Below are 17,449 nucleotides of genomic sequence, written 5' to 3' on the forward strand. Positions count from 1 at the left end.
AATTTCTCAGGGTGCTCATGCTAGGTTTAATGGATACTTTTGAGGTATAGTCCAACCCTTATGCTGGCCACCTTATTAAGTACTTTGCTTCATTTTCAGGGACTTAGCCCTGCGTTGCCTGATTCGAACTACGTAGTGGTGCGGGAAATTCGGCTGGTAGGGAATCGACGTACGAAAGACTACATTATTCGTAGAGAGCTGGATTTCAGGGAAGGGGATACGCTATCGCTGCAAATGCTGCCGGAGCGATTGGAAAAAACCGTCGGAAAGTCTTCAATACCAACTTGTTCGTAACGGCGGATGCAAAAGTCAACCTGGAACCGCGGGTCGATTCAGTGCGGACGGCAACCATTGAATTTGACTTGCGGGAGCAATGGTACATTCTGGGCTTTCCCATTTTTCAGCTGGCTGACCGAAATTTTAATGAATGGTGGACTGAGCGTAACCGCGATTTGAGCCGTACCATTTACGGCGTAAACCTGCGGCATTACAACTTTCGGGGTCGGGCTGAGCAGCTGAAAATCAATCTTGAGTTTGGGTTTGCCCGCTATTTTGACTTTTCGTACCGCATTCCATACATCGACCGTAAACAGAAGCTGGGCGTCACCTTTGGCATTTCATACAACACTACTAAAAACCTGCCGTACCGTACCAATCAGGACAAGCTAATCTATCTGCACAGCGAAAACCTGTTACGGGAGCGGTTCTATACCAATGTGATCTTCAGCCGTCGTAATCACTATTATGACTTCCAGAATCTGGAGATTCGCTACGCAACGCATACTGTTGCGGATACGGTAGTAGATCTAAATCCTAATTATTTTCTGCAGCAAAGAACCCGACAACGCTATTTCTTGGTCTCCTACGGCTATACGTACGATTTTCGGGACAAGGCTCAGTATCCCCTGCGTGGCTTTGTTTTTCAGGCGGTAGCCAATCGCTATGGGATAATGCCTAAGGATCAAATCAACCTGACCGACCTGACGTTGAGTTTTGCCCGGTATCGGCCCCTGGGGGGCAAGTGGTATTTCGGGGCGATTGCCGAAGGGAAGACGTCCTACCCGCAATTGCAACCGTACCTACAGACCAGAGGACTGGGGTATTTAAATGATCTGGTTCGCGGCTACGAGCTTTTTACAGTAGATGGGCAACATTACCTCTACCTGAAAAATACGCTGCGGTATCAGTTGCTGGAGCGAAAGATATTCCTGAAACCGCTGCGAAAAATCAGGCAGTTCAATACGCTGCCGATTGAAGTTTATCCCAATATTTTCCTCGACGGCGGGCAGGCCTGGAATCAGTATCGCGATTACTACAATAGCCGCTTCGCCAACCACTTTATGCTAGGCTACGGCGTAGGCTTGGATATTGTCACCTGGTATAATGCGGTTTTCCGCTTTCATTACGCCTTTACCCGGGATGGGGTAGGGGGCTTTCGATTCAATGTAGCAAGGGAATTTTAAATGAAAAAAGCCGGGTAAGACACCCGGCTTTTTTCAAATGAAAACGGTTTCAAACTTAGGGTCTGGCACCGGTATACTCCCATTTTTCTTTCAGGAACAGAATGTCTACGCCGCCCTGAACCATGATGTAGCTCACTTCCATTACTTTGGAATTTCCACTAATCGTAATCTTGTTCACACCACTGGGATCCAACCGAGCCGTTCTTCTATTTGCATTAGTTGGATCGTTCACGGCTACTGAATTCGTAACGCTGGTGACATTTCCTGCATCATCAAACGCGAATACGGGAGAGAATGCTCCAAAATAGCTTCCAGAACCATTATTCAAGAAGCTGAAGAAAGCAGAGCCGCCGTTCAGGTTCGGATCGAATAAATAGTTAGAATTCGCACTAAGCGTTACCAGATCACGCGTACGTGGCGTGTTGGCCGAGAATGCGGCATTCGTAGTGTGTCTAAAGGTGATGTTCGTTACGCGGTACCGTCCATCATATTTATTCTTCACGCTTACATTCAGAAGAATAGTACCGAAATTTCCGCTAACGGTTCCCGAAGAAGTCGATTGAATCTGGATGGGCAGTACGTAGTTTTTGGTAAAATCGAAACTACTGCTTTTCACCTTCAAATTCACCGTTGCCGTACGCTGTCCTTTAGGAATGACTACGGAAGCAGGTAGCGTATACAGGGAGCTGGGAATGAGATCATAATGGGCTTGCTGCTCGGTATTATACTGCGTAAGAGCCGTAGGGTCTGTTCCCAGATTAACAGTAATATCCTGAGGAGCTACGTGTGCACCTGAATAGCTTACAGTAATAGGATAATCGTTTTCTGTTGCGAGATCGAAAGCTCTACTGTACAAAGAATACTTGCTTCCGTATGGAGAAACGAAGTTGCTAGGATTTTTAAACTCAATTACGTTAACAGAATTATCTGGATCAAGAGCTGCTTCATCTTTCAGACAGGAGGAAAATCCTGAAGCCAGCAATACAAACCCAATGAATTTTATGATTGATTTCATGTGTAATATCAGTTAGGATCCCAGAAAATACGGTCTGAGAATTGGTTAACAGTTATGTAATTACCAGCGTTGTACGATTGCTCAGACGAAGGATACAGTACGCGAGTTGGTAATTTATCAGGACGAGTAGAGTTGGACTTGTTGGAAGCAATGTTGGTATAACCATTACCTGACGGATTCGTCCGGGGGTAACCCGTTCTACGGTATTCATTCCATCCCTCATCCGAGTTAATCATATTAACGGCGATGTATTTCTGGGTGATGATCGCCTCAAGCTTCTGCTCATTGGTAGTCGCCAGTTCAAAGTTGACCAGGTAGCTTTCTGGGTTATCTTTTTTATACGTAGCCACATCCGTAGCCACGTTTTTAGAAGCAGATACTGTATTGGTTACATCTTTGTACAGGTACGTAAATGAATCCGTAATGCCCTGGTTAAAGCTAGCGGCCGGGTCACCACTCAGGAAACCTTTCAAACGAGCTTCGGCCTGGAGAAAACGTGACTCAGCTGCCAGCATAATAGGCTGTCCCTGACCGGGGCCTTTCAGAACACCCAGGGAGTTAGAGATGCTGGTAGCACTGCTAAACGTACCCGTATACCAGGTGGAGTAGTTGGTAATGATCGTCGGAGCGTTCGTCTCGTTACCCAGTTGGTTAACGGGCGTTGGAGCACTCGCAGACGTGAAGTTTTTGTAGATGACACTACCGCGACCGTTATCCGTCAATTTCTGACCCTTGTAGAATCCAAACGCGAATTGCGTAGGAATACGTGAGGAATTCGACAGGGTACCGGTGGTTGTATAACCGAAGGTATTCCAGGAAGGATTAGGCTTGTTTTTTTCGTAACCGGGATTAACAATCGCATCGCCGGTGATGAAGCCTAAGGTCTGATCCAGTGCCGCAAACTTGGTGGTCACAAAAGAAGACAGGGAAGATACGCCTGACATTCGAATGAGAATACGAAGTTTAATGGTATTGGCAAATCGCTTCCACTGGGCCATGTCTCCACCGAACATCGGATCAGCCGAGGAGTTTAACGCAACCGGTGATTTAGCATTGTCAATCGTAGCAATGGCCTGATCTAACTGGTTAATTAAATCCTGATAGATAACCGAACCTTCGTCGTATTTAGGAGCCAGGTTGCCATTGCCCTGTAGAGCTTCCGTGTAAGGAACATTATTGAACGCATCTACCAAACGCTGGTAATTGAAGGCTGTCATAATGCGAGCAACCGCGTTCAGGTAGGATTGTTCATCAATACCCTGCGTCTGATTCAGTACGTATTTGTAATCCTGCAGGTTATCGTATGAGCTAGTCCAGAGGAAGTTATAATCACCCGGAACGATGTTATAGTTCAACAAGTTACCAAATCCGGAGAAACCACCAGCATTCGCTACATAGCCCCCGAAGTGTGCTCCGTAACTGAAGTTAAAAGAAGACGTGGTGGCAGCAGTACCTACGATAGCCTGGGGAAGCACCAGTTGGGCAGAGGCTTCGGTAGGATCATTAGGGTTTTGGTTAATATCCAGATACTTATCGCAGGAGGTTGTGACCAGAATGACAAAAGTCAGCAACCAGTACAAGTTATATTTTTTCATCAATGATCAATTAAAACGTTAAGGATAAGGTACCTCCGAAATAACGAGCAGGAGGCGTTTGCCCTAAGTTGGTGATACCAACGGCATTGCTATCCGTACCATTGGCACTGTATTCTGGGTCCGTATACAGGTTGGTTTTAGGTACCCAGATAAACAGGTTTCTACCCTGAACACTAACCGTAGCAGCCTTGATGAAGTTGGCTTTAGAGAGGATAGAAGCGGGGAAGTTATACGCCACTACCAATTCCCGCAACTTCCAGAAACCAGCCGAGTTTGCATAGTTTTCTCCAATGCTCGTATTACGGGTTCCATCAGTCCAGAAGTCAGCACCACCGCTACGTACGGCAATATTATTATTGGCTACGTAATTGCCATCGGCCGTCTGGTAAGAAGAATTCGGAATAACAAAGCGATCCCGGTTGTACCAGGCCGTACGAATACCTGCTCCTGAGAAATCATAACCCGTTGAAATGGCATTGTAGATGTAATGGCCATTCCGGTATTCAAACAACGCAGAGAGTCGCAGACCCTTGTACTTGATTCCGGTGTTTAAACCTAACACGTGCGGAGGGGTAGTAATTCCTAAGTCACTAAAGGTACCGTTGCTGGCAGGATAACCCGTGGTCGGATCAACGATGATACGGCCCTGAGGATCGCGATTATAAGTCGTTACCTGTAACAGGGGGAACGGAGAACCTTTTTTAGCTAATACGCGGGAAGCAGTACCAACCGATGATAATACTAACTCATTCAGCTGATCAGCCAGAGAAATAACTTCGTTCTGGTTGTACGTATAGTTAGCTCCCAGGGATACTTCAAAGCCACTCGCTGTGCGGATGGGAGTGATGTTCAGGTAAGACTCTAACCCTTTATTCTGTACTTCACCAACGTTGGTCCGCAGGCTTGAGAAACCACTGGCAGAAGATACGTTAACCGTAATCGTCTGGTCAACCGTATTGGTTTTGTAAAGGGTGATACCGCCATTAATACCAAGCTTTTTCAGTTCGAAGTCGAAACCGACTTCTGCACCCGTCGTCATTTCAGGTTTGATATTAGAAGCAACCAGGGTATTACCTAAAGTGAAACCAGCTCCGCTTGCGTAAGGATAGCCATACGCCTGACTGAACGTAGTAGCTAAAGCATAGGCACCAAAGTTCGTGAAGTTACCCAGGTTGACCTGACCTACTTTCGAGTAACCACCGCGAAGTTTCAAGCTTTGTAACCAGTTGCTCTGGCTCAACGCTGGAATAGCGTCAGAAGCAATGAAAGAAAGATCTGCAGCAGGGTAGAAGAAGGAGCGGTTATCTTTTGCCAGTACCGAACGCCAGTCGTTACGACCCGTTACGTGCAGGTAAAGGTATTCTTTGAAGCCTAACCGAACATCTCCGTACACACCTAACTGACGAGCTTTAAAATTACTCTCACCTGCCGTAGGGTTATTCAGGCTATTACCTACGTTGTACAAATCGGAGATAACCAGTCCACTAGCTCCGACGCTAACATCCTTTGAAGAGTTATCACGGGAGCTAATCCCGGCTACTACGTTCAAAGAAAAATTAGAACCCAGGCTCGTATTGTACTGAGCAATCAGGTCATTGACTAACTGCGTATTGAAGCCACTGTAATCACCTACAGAACCAGGAATATCCGTTTTGGAGCTTCCAGAAATGCTCTTCGTATAGTCGGTGAACGTAAACTTGCCAACGGTGCTCTTATTGGAAACGTTACGCGTACTCAAACCTACCCGATACGTAATCGATAAAGGTTTGATGGGATTCCATTTCAATTCAACGTTACCCTGGAAATAATCATTACGCGTATTAACGCGGTTATTTTCTAAAGTAAAGTAAGGGTTCGTATAGTATTCATTATAGTAACCATTCGGATTGGCAAAGGGATTGTTCCGCCAGTCTGAATACTGCGTAACATCTACCTGTCCGGGAGACATCAGGAGGTTTTGGTACACCGTAGCTGCCTGACTACTTTGGTCGTAACGGTTAGCAATAAAGTTGGTGTTAAAAGTAGCCGTCAGCTTATCGCTAATTTTACGCGTACTATTGGCCCGTACACTATAGCGTTGGTATTTATCGTAAGGAACCGTAGACTTTTGATCAAAGAACTGGCCTGAGATATAATAGGTCGATTTTTCGTCGCCAGAAGAGATGCTGAAGTCCGTCTGATTTTGAACACCAGTCTCCCAGAAATCTTCCCGTGAGCCTTTGTAAGAATAGGGAACCGACTGGATAGAACCATCCTGCAGAGGCTTACCAATGTTAACCATTGAGCCATCGAAAGCCGGACCATACTGCTGGTTTTCGTAAGGCGTATAGCTGGGGACATCATCAGGCGTTGTTCCTGAACCGAATTGCTTCTGTAACTGGGGTAAGAAACTTACTTTCTCCAGCGTAGTAGTATGAGCGATTTTTACTTCCGTCCGTCCGGCCTTACCTTTCTTCGTCGTCACAATCAAGGCACCGTTCGAAGCATCAGAACCGTATAATGCAGCCGCACCGGCTCCATTCAATACCTGAATGTCTTCAATATCTTCAGGGTTAAGGTTACCCAGGATACTGTTTGGCGAGATAATATTATCAATGATAACCAGTGCCTGGTTATTACCCGTCAACGAACGGTTTCCCCGCAGTACCAGACGGTAGTTAGGGTTCAAACCACTACTAACGGCTGAAATCAACAAACCAGGAACTTTACCGGATAAACCTGCCGCGAGGTTAGCCGCTTTTCCCTGGGTAATTTCAGTGTTTTTGATGGTAGTAGCCTGCGTACCGAGCTCTCTCCGTTGAGCCGTAAGACCCCCTGCGGTGACAACGACCTCATTTAAATCACTTTGGTTTACTTCCAGGCTTACATTAACCACATTGTTAGCCGGAATATCAAGAACTGAGGTTTTGAAACCAACGAAGGAAAAAGAAAGGGATTTGACGGAGGAAGGAACATTTAAGCTGTAAGATCCATCCTGGTTGGTGGTAGTACCCACCGCCGTAGAGCCAACTGCCCGGACGGTTACACCGATCAGGCCGGAACCATCCTCTAGAGCAGTGACTTTTCCAGTCACAACACGACTCTGGCCGTACGCATGCATAACAAGCGTACTGAGCAACATAACCGTTGCCAGTAGAATTTTTCTCATTTGTTTTGGTTAAGGAGTTAAGGATTTATATTGAATCCTGTCTACAAACATAATATAATATTTGCATTCTATCAAAATGTAAAATTTATTGTAAGGTAAAGATTTGAAGTATTTTAAAAATAATCCCCTGTTTTTTGTGAAGATTACAAAACAAAAGAGGCCTCTTTAATAATATGTACAAAAAAATAGAATAAACGATTTTGAAATTTTCTGCGGTCCTTCAAAAGCTTAAATAGGATAATTTCAGTATTTGACTTTTTATAAGATAAAATGAAGTATACGTCAGATAGTGAACGACTTAGACATTAAGTATGCATCCATTTATTGATCCACTCTAACGCGAAAGAGCCAGGGCCGGATGAGAATTTCATCCGGCCCTGGCTCTTTCTGGAAATAGTAATCTTTTAAGCAATAATAAACACGACCAAACTCCGGGCTCCGTGAGCTCCTACCACCAGCGACTGCTCAATATCAGCGGTTTTGGACGGGCCGGCGATGAACGTGCCAAAACCCGTCTCGTCGACCTGAATCCGTCGGTAAGCTTCGTGCATATTCGGTACAATGGTTTCCGCCCGAATAACCAGCACCAGATGCTGAGTAATGAAAGGCAGTGCTCGGTGCTGCATTTCCTGTTCCGTTACCCAGATGGCTCCGTTTTCGGCCACGCCGTACCGCCCCGGAATCACTGCCAATTGAATAGCTTCCAGTTCGTGAGGGTCACTTACCGCCAGATTGGCGTCGGCCAGATGGGCTAGCTCGGGTATGGTAATGGCGATGTGCGTCAGATCCGGGTAAATTTCCTGTAAACGTTCGGCAACCTTGGCCAGATCCGGTACTACCTCCACGGTGCCGCCAATCATTTGCAGCGTTTGCTGATACTGGGCCAGTACATCCGGATAGTTCGATTCGAAGGTATACACGGATGGTAGCGGCAACAAATCGGGTTTATTGGCCCGAATGGCCTGTAATATGATTTCGCGACTCGAGGACATGGCTAACAATGTTTATTTACGATTCTTCTCCCACCATTGCCGGAAACTGTCTTTGGGAGCATCGGGCAACTCGCGGTGAATACTCCAGGCATTCAGCGGATTGTTGGCCGCCCAGGGAGCAATCCGTAAGGCCGTACGAGCCGCGTTGAAACTCAGCTTAAATAAGGTAGGAGAGGCCAGTACCTTCGAAGCCAGCTGTAAACTGGTTTTTTTGATACCGCCTACGTAGCCTTCCTGAGCCAGTACCTGCCGCCATTTGTAAAGCTGGTCATGAATATCGATTTTCACCGGACATACGTTTGAACAACTGCCGCAAAGGGTACTGGCGAAAGGAAGATCCGCGTTCTTCCGCATATCCAGATTCGGAGCCAAAATCGAGCCAATCGGTCCTGCCACGGCGTTGTGGTAACTATGGCCGCCACTTCGCCGGTATACGGGGCAGGTGTTCATACAGGCTCCACAGCGAATGCACTTTAAGGAATTCCGGAAATCGGGTCGGCCCAATTGCGTAGTACGGCCATTATCAACAATGACAATGTGCATCTCCTGACCGGGCCGGGGACGGTGAAAGTGACTGGAATACGCCGTCACGGGTTGTCCGGTTGCACTGCGGGTCAGTAAGCGGAGAAACACGCCCAAATGATCAGCTCGCGGGATGATTTTCTCGAAGCCCATACTGGCAATGTGAATTTCGGCCAGGTGAGCCCCCATGTCGGCATTACCTTCATTGGTACAGACCACAAAGCCGCCCGTTTCGGCAATGGCGAAGTTGACGCCCGTCAGGGCTGCCCGTCGGGTCAGGAAGGTTTCGCGGAGGTGTTGCCGGGCTGCTTCCGTGAGGTACTGCGGATCGGTCGCTCCTTTTTCCGTACCCAGGTGCTCGTGGAAAGTATCCCCCACGTCCGATTTCTTCAGGTGGATGGCCGGGAGTACAATATGACTGGGCGGTTCCTGCCGAAGCTGTACAATGCGTTCGCCCAAATCCGTATCGATCACTTCGATACCCTTGCTCCGGAGAAAGTCGTTGAGGTGACATTCTTCGGTAAGCATGGACTTGGATTTAATCATCCGATCGATGCCCTTTTTGTGGAGTAATGACCAGACGATCTCATTATGTTCCTGAGCATTCGCGGCCCAGTGTACCGTAATGCCGTTTTCCTGAGCCTTACGTTCAAAGTTTTCCAGCAGGGTATCCAGGTTCGATAAAACGTGGTGCTTGATTTGCGACGCTGCTTCCCGTAAAGCTTCCCATTCGGGCAATTGCATGGCCGCCCGGTCGCGTTTCTGGCGTACCCACCACAGGGTTTCATCGTGCCAGTCTACCCGGGGCTCGTCTCTATTGAATACTTCCGAGGCGGCAGCGTGATCAAGTGTATGCGGACTCATGGCGTTGATGTTAGATTACTGGTAGAAGAAGATCTTCTTCGTTTCATACTATATATAACTTAAACTAAAAAACAGTTCAAGCATTCTAATGAAGCTTTCTTGTTCAGTACAACCACGTTTAGGAATTTAATTTTTCCCAGAATGTAAAGAGAGAGCTTGATTTCTTGTTTTTAAGAACAGATGGGGCTGAAACCATTCAAAAGATACGGAAAAAGCGTATTTAGTAAAATTTATGAAGCTCAAAAATCCATTACACAGAGCTTTTTTAAAGTTTTCTTCCGGTAATCATTAGAACTTTTCTAAGTCACACCTTTTAGTGCGAAGCTTTTTTTACTCAACTATTCCAAAAAACGGCCAAAAAAACCATTGGACTTTTTAAACAACTTTCGGCACTAAAAATAGAAATGTTGTATTATTCTAAGTTTATGGTGGCACCGTAAGAGGAACTTTTCGGATTTAACATTTAGGTAATTGACTCATAATCAAACTATGTGCACCTTTGTATCACCCAAACGGCAAAACACAATCAAAAAGCTGTTTGCACTTGTTTTGTATTTTTCCCATTTGAAAAACATATCATCCCATGAAAAAGTCCATCAACTTCATCCTTGCAGCCTTCGTGGCTTTTAGTAGTGTAGCTTTCAACGCCACTGCTACCGTAAATTCTGATCCTGCGAAAGAAACGGTAAAAGCAAATCCGTACAACGCACAACTGGCTCAGGATTCTCAACTGCGTTTCCAATTGACGTTCCAAAATCCTGATAAAAAGAAATTGACGATTGCTATCAAGGATAAGGAAAACACGACGCTGTTCACTGAAACGACTACTAACGAAAACTACCTGCGTCTGTTCGATCTTTCGACCTTAGGCGATGGCAAATACACGTTCGAAGTATTGGGTGGCAAAAATCGCTACACGCAATCATTCGAAATCGCTACGCAAACGAACCGTACGGTTTTAGCTCGTAACTAATTAGAATCCCCCATTTTTTGCAGCGTCCTGTAAGCCATGGCTTACGGGACGCCTTTTTTTATTCCTGGGCGTTCAGAATTTCGGCGATGTGTACAATCCGAACCGGACTTTTCTGGCGTTTCAGAATACCTTCCAGGTGCATCAGGCACGACATGTCGCCCGCCGTGATGTACTCAGCTCCGTGGCGTTGGTGATCCGCGACGCGGTCTTTCCCCATTTTCGAGGAAATTGATTCTTCACTGACGGCGAACGTACCGCCAAAACCGCAGCATTCGTCCTTACGGTCCAGCTCAACCAGTTGCAGATCTTTTACCATGCCAAGCAGTTTACCGGGTTTGGAAAAGGCCGGGCAGTTCAATTCGCTCATCTGTGAGGTTTTGAGTCCCCGCTGGCCGTGGCAGCTTTGGTGAACGCCTACCTTATGCGGAAAGCGGGCTTCCAGCTTTTCGACCTTTAGGATGTCCGTCAAAAATTCCGTGAGTTCGTACACCCGGTGCCGAATGGTATCCGCCAGCGACTGATTTTCGGGATAGTGCAAATGTTCCTTGACGTGCAGTACGCAGGAACCGGAAGGAGCTACGATGTAATCATACCCCGTAAAATTGCGTACAAAATTGGCGTCGCAACCGACGTTGAGGTGGGCAAAGCCCGAATTGGCCATGGGCTGCCCGCAACAGGTCTGATTACGGGGGAAATCGACTTCACAACCAAATTTCTCAAGTAATTCCAGGGTAGCAACGGCTACCTTCGGATAAAATTGATCGACGTAGCAGGGAACAAAAAGAGCAACTTTCATCAGCTTTGAGCTTGTCGCTATTGGCTGTGTACTCGGGTTTCTGCTTTCGGATCAGCGAAAAGCGGACGGCCAATAACGATTTATAATTCCGTACAAACTGTTTTCTTCAACGTAAATAAACTCCCATCAAAGGGCTTTTCCTTATTCCAGGCGTCCTCGATAACCAGAGCCGCTCCCAGAGCCGAAGCCTGAGCAATTTCCGAAGCCAGTACTTCACATTCCGGAAAAGCCTGAGCCAGCAGATTCAGGTAAATTTCGTTCCGGCTGAAACCACCGTCCACAAAAATTCGCCGGATGGCCGTGTTGCCTTTGGCTAATTTGACCGAAGCGATTTGCTGAGCCATCAAATCCAGAATCAACTGATGGTACGCTTCCTCGTAACTACTGAATTCGTTCAGGTTTCGTTCCGAAAAAGTGGAATCTTCCAGCGAACCCAGCCGTACCGAATCGGGCGAAGCCTGGGTGAAGCGACTGCGTAAGGACAAAAGAATCGCTTCGTCGTATGATACTCGCTGATACTGCGAAAGATCCGTTTGGAAATAATCCGCCAGGTGTTTAACGGCCCGTTCGTGTTCATTTCCGGCAAACAGTCGGGAAGCTTTGACCGGATCGCCCCGGAAGGTGAGGTAACTGAGACAATCCTGACGTAACTCGCTGATCGTAAGGGGTTCGTCGCTGAACGGGTTCATGGTAATACACCAGGTACCCGTTGAAATCAGCAGAAAAGGTTCCTGCCCGAACGCCCGCAGGTACGGTACCAGAGCCGCCGAACTATCGTGAATACCTACACCTACCTGCATATCGTCTTTTTCTACGGCGGGGGAGGTCACAAAGGAAGGCAGTACCATTTGCCCGAGTGAATGAAAACCTTCTTCGAATACCCAGCGGTGGTACTTGCGTTGCGTAAAATCCCAAAGCCCCGTATGGCAACCGACACTGGTAATTTCAGAAACCGGACGCCTGGTAAAAAGATAACTGGCGTACTGGGGTAGATGCAGCGAGTGCTCAATCTGCCAGTACAACTCGGATTTTTCGTACTTGAGCCAATACAACTGCATCCCTGAATTCAGCATACCCAAAACGGGCGAAGCCGTACGGGCCGACCATTCCAAACCCGGACCGTAATGATCGTTAAAGCGTTGCTGAAGTTCCAGTGGGAATGTTTTCAGGTAATTATAAAGTGGCGTGACGGGTTTTCCGTCGGCGTTAATATGAACGAAACTCGCCCCGTACGCGGAAAAATTCAGAGCCCGTACGTCAAATCGGCCTTCGTTCAACACTTCCGCCAGACTGTCGATCAGCCAATTGCTCAATAACTGTAAATCATCCCCGTGGAATCCGTCATCGTCCGGAATTTCTTCGAAAGGTGTCTGCTTCTGGTACACAATCTGGTAGTCCTGATCAAAGAGAAGCAGTTTCTTATTGGTTTTCCCAATATCAAAAATGGCGACGCAGGGGATAGACATGGGGCGTACAGAATGAATTAATGAATGGGTGGATTAAAAAAACGTCAGGTACAGGACTTACCTGTACCTGACGTAGCTATTAAAGACCAGTAGCCACGGCTTTCAAACCACGAGCATCGATCAGTTTGTTGCGAAGGGATAACTCACGATATAGGCCGACTGGATTCAGAGCGGCATCGGCCCGCAAACGGGCTTCGGCCAGCAGGGGCCGTAAATCCGTACGGAAGGCATTCTGTAACAACTCCTGAGCGGCGGCTACATCATTATTAGTACGGGCTTCTTCCAGAGCCACGCGATCCACGAGCAGTGCCTGAGCGTAGGCGAGCTTGATGGCTTCCACCGATTGCAGCAAATCTTCCAGCGGGTCTTTTACGTTGTGTGACGCATCAATCATCCAGCCCAGATCCGAGGCGTGATTCATGCCGCGAACGTCCATGCCATCAACCAGTTCGTTGAAAATCAGGAACAACTGATAGGGTTTGATGCTGCCGGCCGTCAGATCGTCGTCGCCGTATTTCGAATCGTTGAAGTGGAAACCACCCAGCTTTTCTTCCATCAGCAGCAGCGATACAATTTGTTCGATGTTGGCATTGGGCAGGTGGTGACCCAGATCGACCAGCGTGTAGGCTTTAGGGCCTAACTTGCTGGCGTACAAGAATGACTGTCCCCAGTCACCCACCGTAGTTGAGTAGAAGTTGGGTTCGAAGGCTTTGTATTCGACGAAAATCTTCCAGTCGGCGGGAAGAGCCGCGTAGATTTCCTGCAAACCTTCTAACGTACGCTGGAAAGCCTTGCGGAAGTTCAGTTGTCCGGGGAAGCTCGAACCATCGGATAACCAGACCGTCAGGGATTTGGAACCCAGAGCTTCGCCGTAACGAATCACGTCGATGTTATGATCGATAGCTTGTTTGCGAACAGCGGCATCGGTATGTTGCAGCGAACCAAACTTGTAGCTCAGTTCCTGATTCGGCTGATCTTGAAACGTATTCGAGTTCATGGCGTCGAATACGAGGCCGTAGCTGGCAGCCAGTTGTTTGATGGCCTCGCCGTCGGTCGGAATGTCCCAGGGAATATGCAGGGAAATGGCTCCGCTCGAACGGTTCAGGGCGTGTAGCAGGCCTACGTCAGCAATTTTTTCTTCGAGATTCCGGGGTTCTCCACCACCCGCAAAGCGACCAAAGCGGGTACCACCCGTACCCAGAGCCCAACTGGGAATGGCAATCTGAAAATCAACGAGTTTGCTAAGAATACGCTCGGTGTTTTCGGAGCCCAGTTCTTCGGCTAAAAACTCAAACTTCCGGCGATGAGCAACTTCATGCTGCTGGTTATATTGGGCTATCTGATAGGATTCGAGAGGCATATGTTGGTTAGTATTAGCGTGTTGAGTTTTGGGTTTAGGGTTTTATCAAGTCAGAAATAGGGATAGTTAGATTCACTCATTCATTCAAAATGGACGATAACCGCAGCCACTCAAAACCCTAAACTCAAAACACCAAACTCATTTCAGGTAAAAAACTTCCGGTAAAGCGACCTGTACGGGTGACTGGTCTGGATTGGTTTCCATGAGATCAGCCATGTACGCCCACCACTTCTGCATGACGGGATTTTCGGGTAACTTCCCTGTAACGCTCAGATCATCGACTTCCTGTACCCCGAAAAGCGTATTCGTGCTTTCGTCCAGAAAAATCGAATAGTTATGAATCCCGCTGGACTGGAGTAATTCTACCAGTTCCGGCCAGATTTCGTCGTGTCGCCGGCGGTATTCGTCCACGTTTCCCGGAAACAACTGCATTTTAAAAGCAACGCGAGGCATGAGGGGAAAGATTATCGTTGTCAGTTTGCGGTTTTCAGTTTTCAATAGTGAACCACTGGATGATTCAACCTTGTATGGCGAGATCAAACTGAAAACAGAAAACCGCAAACTGGAAACTTGCTTATCGATAAAAGCCCATTGCAACCCCACCATCTACATTCAGGGCGTTGCCGGTGGACTTGTTGAGAAGTCCGCCTACGAACGCGAAGCAGGCATTGGCGATGTCTTCCGGTAAAATGATTTCGTTCAACAAGGTCCGCTTGGCGTAGAAGGCGGGCAGCTCTTCCACCGTGATACCGTACGCTTTAGCCCGACCTTCGGCCCAGGCACCCGCCCAGATTTTTGAATCGGCAATAACCGCGTCGGGGTTGATGGTGTTGACCCGGATGCGTTCGGGACCGACTTCCGCCGCCAGCAGACGCGTACCGTGGGCCTGAGCCGCTTTCGCAGAGCCGTACCCCAGGTTGTTGGGACCACTCACGACAGCATTTTTCGAAGCAATATTGAGGATGTCACCCCCCAGAGCCTGCTTCCGCATGACAGCTACGGCGGCTTGCGATACCAGGAACTGACCTTTGACGAGAATATCGAAGAGTAAATCCCAGTCCTTTTCCGTATGATCTTCGATGGATTTGGAAATGGAAATACCGGCGTTATTCACGACAATATCCACGCCACCGAAAGCCAGCGAGCAGGCATCGAAGGCCTTGGCGATGGATTCCGCCGAGGTGACGTCGAGCAACTCGGAAGCGGAAGAATCTTTCCCATAGCTTTTCAGGAACTCTTCCTTGGCTCCGGCCAGACGATCCGCGTCGTTATCATTCAGGAATACAACGGCACCTTCGGCCTGTAATTTTTTGGCAATGGCTTTTCCAATACCACCCGCCGAACCCGTGATCAGGGCAATTTTACCCGAAAGCGGCTTAGGCTTGGGCATGCGTTGCAGCTTGGCTTCTTCCAGCAACCAGTATTCGATGTCAAAAGCTTCCTGACGGGGTAGGGACGTATATTCCGAAATAGCCTCGGCACCCCGCATCACGTTGATGGCGTTGACGTAAAATTCCGATGCTACGCGAGCGGTTTGTTTGTCTTTCGCAAATGTAAACTGACCCACGCCCGGCCACAGAATCACCACCGGATTGGGGTCACGCATGGCGGGACTGTTGCTGCGTTTGCAGCTTTCGTAGTACTCGGTGTACATGGCCCGGTACGCTTCGAAGGCCGGAGCCAGTTTTTCCTTCAGAGCTTTAGTATCCGAAAGATCCGCGTCGGCGGGCAGGTCGAGTACCAGCGGCTGGATTTTCGTACGCAGGAAGTGGTCGGGGCAGGAGGTGCCCAGCGGAGCCAGCTTGTCCAGGTCATTGGAATTGATGAATTGGAGTACGCGTTCATCATCCGTAAAATGACCGATCATGCGTACGTAGCTGGAGCAGAAACCCCGCAGTACGGGAGCCAGTTTAGCTGCCTGCTCTTTCCGGTTTTCAACGGTTTGCACTTTCTGACCACCGAATACGGGGCCTTTTTTGCCGTAGTTTTCTTCCAGATATTCCGCACAACGTTCGATCACCTCGAGCGTGTTGATGTAGCTTTCATACGCCGTATCACCCCAGGTAAATAAGCCGTGGCTGCCCAGGAAAATGCCGCGAATACCCGGATTTTCGGACAGACAGCGTTCCAGTTGCAGACCCAGATCGAAGCCGGGACGCTGCCAGGGTACCCAGCCGAGCGTACCGCCAAACAGGTCTTTTACGATTTGCTCGCCGTCTTTCGCTGCTGCAATGGCAATGGCCGCGTCCGGGTGCAGGTGATCGACGTGATTGAACGGCAAAAAGGCGTGTAAGGGAGTATCGATGGAAGGAGCTTTCGAGTCCAGATCGTAAATGCAGTGGTTAAACAAATCCACCATCTCATCTTCAAATTCGAGGCCCCGGTACCGGTTTTTTAACGCGTGCAGACGATCTAGATACAAAGCCGCCAGTCCCGATTTCTTCAGCGTACCCAGGTCACCACCGGAGCCTTTCACCCACATCACGCGGGTATCTTCGCCCGTCAGCGGATCGGGAGAGGTCACTTTGCAGGACGTGTTGCCACCTCCGTAATTGGTCAGGCGAAGGTCGGCACCTAACAGATTGGAACGATAAATCAGGAGAGCGACTTCATCGCCAGCCAGTTCGGCGGCTTTCGCATCATCCCATAAATAACTTACGTGCTTGAAAGAGGTAGTCTCGGTCATGATTGTATACAAAAAATGATATAGGCCTTAGTTAGCGGTACAAATGAACCAAAGGAAAAAGAATGAGCTGTCATGGTCTGTTAGGGTGAACCATCCTGCTCTGTCGAGGGAGTTTGTAGTCAGCAGGTTAGACAGAGGGTATTTGAGAAGGTATCAGGTTGATCGTTGGTTTAAGATTTCAGTAGCATCAAGTGCGAATCCTTTGAAAACCCCAGTGGGGTTCAATTTAATTAATTCGGGGTTACAACCCTGGGCCTTTCCAGTAGCAGAGCCAAGCAAAGCATCCCGGAAAGATTACGCACGTTAATTAAATAAGTCATAGGCTTACTAATTAAAAAAGAATAACTTGTGGATTCGTTTAATCCATAAAAACCGATCCAGGAAAGAATTTTATATACATTCTTTAAAAGAGTATTATTGATAATTTTTGACAACCCTCTTTAAAATGATGAAGTTTACAGTTTTTAGTAAGTATATTAAATTAAAATATTTGATATTTGTCGATTGCAATAGTATGATTAATTCGATATAATAATTAGAAGTATATACTAAAAATTATTAGTTTAGAT

The 17,449-nt window shown here is 47.7% G+C and carries 13 protein-coding genes; 3 read left to right on the top strand and 10 right to left on the bottom strand.

What is annotated here, in order from left to right; translation table 11 throughout:
* The first annotated feature begins 60 nt into the window (after positions 1-60).
* Both BWI93_RS12520 and BWI93_RS12525 read left to right on the top strand, forming a co-directional pair.
* Complete coding sequence (locus BWI93_RS12520) at positions 61-294, top strand: POTRA domain-containing protein (protein WP_094811776.1); 234 nt, start codon at positions 61-63, stop codon at positions 292-294.
* The gene (locus tag BWI93_RS12525) at positions 285-1,463 is read left to right on the top strand and encodes a BamA/TamA family outer membrane protein (protein WP_176454205.1); all 1,179 of its coding nucleotides are present in this window, start codon (positions 285-287) and stop codon (positions 1,461-1,463) included. Before BWI93_RS12520 ends, BWI93_RS12525 begins: the two co-directional genes overlap by 10 nt.
* Positions 1,464-1,518: 55 nt before the next feature.
* Here BWI93_RS12525 and BWI93_RS12530 read toward each other — a convergent pair whose 3' ends face one another.
* From BWI93_RS12530 to BWI93_RS12550, 5 genes are all read right to left on the bottom strand, one after another.
* Positions 1,519-2,478, bottom strand: a complete 960-nt coding sequence (locus BWI93_RS12530; protein ID WP_094811779.1) for a DUF1735 domain-containing protein — start codon at positions 2,476-2,478, stop codon at positions 1,519-1,521.
* 8 nt (positions 2,479-2,486) lie between these two features.
* The gene (locus BWI93_RS12535) at positions 2,487-4,073 is read right to left on the bottom strand and encodes a SusD/RagB family nutrient-binding outer membrane lipoprotein (protein ID WP_094811781.1); all 1,587 of its coding nucleotides are present in this window, start codon (positions 4,071-4,073) and stop codon (positions 2,487-2,489) included.
* 10 nt (positions 4,074-4,083) lie between these two features.
* Positions 4,084-7,221 carry a SusC/RagA family TonB-linked outer membrane protein gene (locus BWI93_RS12540; RefSeq protein ID WP_094811783.1) on the bottom strand — a complete coding sequence of 1,046 codons (3,138 nt, stop codon included), beginning with the start codon at positions 7,219-7,221 and terminating at the stop codon, positions 4,084-4,086.
* Between the two features lie 404 nt (positions 7,222-7,625).
* Positions 7,626-8,213: an LUD domain-containing protein gene (locus BWI93_RS12545; protein ID WP_094811785.1), complete on the bottom strand. Its 588-nt coding sequence runs from the start codon at positions 8,211-8,213 to the stop codon at positions 7,626-7,628.
* Positions 8,214-8,225: 12 nt separating this feature from the next.
* Positions 8,226-9,599: a lactate utilization protein B gene (locus BWI93_RS12550; protein ID WP_094811786.1), complete on the bottom strand. Its 1,374-nt coding sequence runs from the start codon at positions 9,597-9,599 to the stop codon at positions 8,226-8,228.
* A 583-nt stretch (positions 9,600-10,182) separates the two neighbouring features.
* Between BWI93_RS12550 and BWI93_RS12555 the strand changes: the two genes are divergently transcribed.
* Entirely contained in the window at positions 10,183-10,572 is a 390-nt protein-coding gene (locus tag BWI93_RS12555) for a hypothetical protein (RefSeq protein WP_094811788.1), read from the top strand.
* A gap of 58 nt (positions 10,573-10,630) precedes the next feature.
* Here BWI93_RS12555 and BWI93_RS12560 read toward each other — a convergent pair whose 3' ends face one another.
* From BWI93_RS12560 to BWI93_RS12580, 5 genes are all read right to left on the bottom strand, one after another.
* The gene (locus tag BWI93_RS12560; protein ID WP_094811790.1) at positions 10,631-11,368 is read right to left on the bottom strand and encodes a (Fe-S)-binding protein; all 738 of its coding nucleotides are present in this window, start codon (positions 11,366-11,368) and stop codon (positions 10,631-10,633) included.
* Positions 11,369-11,448: 80 nt separating this feature from the next.
* The gene (locus BWI93_RS12565; protein ID WP_094811792.1) at positions 11,449-12,834 is read right to left on the bottom strand and encodes an FGGY-family carbohydrate kinase; all 1,386 of its coding nucleotides are present in this window, start codon (positions 12,832-12,834) and stop codon (positions 11,449-11,451) included.
* 79 nt (positions 12,835-12,913) lie between these two features.
* Positions 12,914-14,194, bottom strand: coding sequence for a TIM barrel protein (locus BWI93_RS12570; RefSeq protein ID WP_094811793.1), 1,281 nt, complete (start codon positions 14,192-14,194; stop codon positions 12,914-12,916).
* Between the two features lie 138 nt (positions 14,195-14,332).
* Complete coding sequence (rhaM, locus tag BWI93_RS12575; protein ID WP_094811795.1) at positions 14,333-14,647, bottom strand: L-rhamnose mutarotase; 315 nt, start codon at positions 14,645-14,647, stop codon at positions 14,333-14,335.
* Positions 14,648-14,768: 121 nt separating this feature from the next.
* Positions 14,769-16,880, bottom strand: a complete 2,112-nt coding sequence (locus BWI93_RS12580) for a bifunctional aldolase/short-chain dehydrogenase (RefSeq protein ID WP_094811797.1) — start codon at positions 16,878-16,880, stop codon at positions 14,769-14,771.
* Between the last annotated feature and the right edge of the window lie 569 nt (positions 16,881-17,449).

The organism is Siphonobacter sp. BAB-5385, from assembly GCF_002261125.1.
In the GTDB taxonomy this organism is placed as follows: Bacteria; Bacteroidota; Bacteroidia; order Cytophagales; family Spirosomataceae; genus Siphonobacter.

What these genes read in the sequence shown, in the direction of transcription:
- BWI93_RS12535 (WP_094811781.1), bottom strand. Translation starts at nt 4,073, where the DNA reads ATGAAAAAATATAACTTGTACTGGTTGCTGACTTTTGTCATTCTGGTC.
- BWI93_RS12520 (WP_094811776.1), top strand. Translation starts at nt 61, where the DNA reads ATGCTGGCCACCTTATTAAGTACTTTGCTTCATTTTCAGGGACTTAGC.
- BWI93_RS12560 (WP_094811790.1), bottom strand. Translation starts at nt 11,368, where the DNA reads ATGAAAGTTGCTCTTTTTGTTCCCTGCTACGTCGATCAATTTTATCCG.
- BWI93_RS12580 (WP_094811797.1), bottom strand. Translation starts at nt 16,880, where the DNA reads ATGACCGAGACTACCTCTTTCAAGCACGTAAGTTATTTATGGGATGAT.
- BWI93_RS12565 (WP_094811792.1), bottom strand. Translation starts at nt 12,834, where the DNA reads ATGTCTATCCCCTGCGTCGCCATTTTTGATATTGGGAAAACCAATAAG.
- BWI93_RS12570 (WP_094811793.1), bottom strand. Translation starts at nt 14,194, where the DNA reads ATGCCTCTCGAATCCTATCAGATAGCCCAATATAACCAGCAGCATGAA.
- BWI93_RS12530 (WP_094811779.1), bottom strand. Translation starts at nt 2,478, where the DNA reads ATGAAATCAATCATAAAATTCATTGGGTTTGTATTGCTGGCTTCAGGA.
- rhaM (WP_094811795.1), bottom strand. Translation starts at nt 14,647, where the DNA reads ATGCCTCGCGTTGCTTTTAAAATGCAGTTGTTTCCGGGAAACGTGGAC.
- BWI93_RS12555 (WP_094811788.1), top strand. Translation starts at nt 10,183, where the DNA reads ATGAAAAAGTCCATCAACTTCATCCTTGCAGCCTTCGTGGCTTTTAGT.
- BWI93_RS12545 (WP_094811785.1), bottom strand. Translation starts at nt 8,213, where the DNA reads ATGTCCTCGAGTCGCGAAATCATATTACAGGCCATTCGGGCCAATAAA.
- BWI93_RS12550 (WP_094811786.1), bottom strand. Translation starts at nt 9,599, where the DNA reads ATGAGTCCGCATACACTTGATCACGCTGCCGCCTCGGAAGTATTCAAT.
- BWI93_RS12540 (WP_094811783.1), bottom strand. Translation starts at nt 7,221, where the DNA reads ATGAGAAAAATTCTACTGGCAACGGTTATGTTGCTCAGTACGCTTGTT.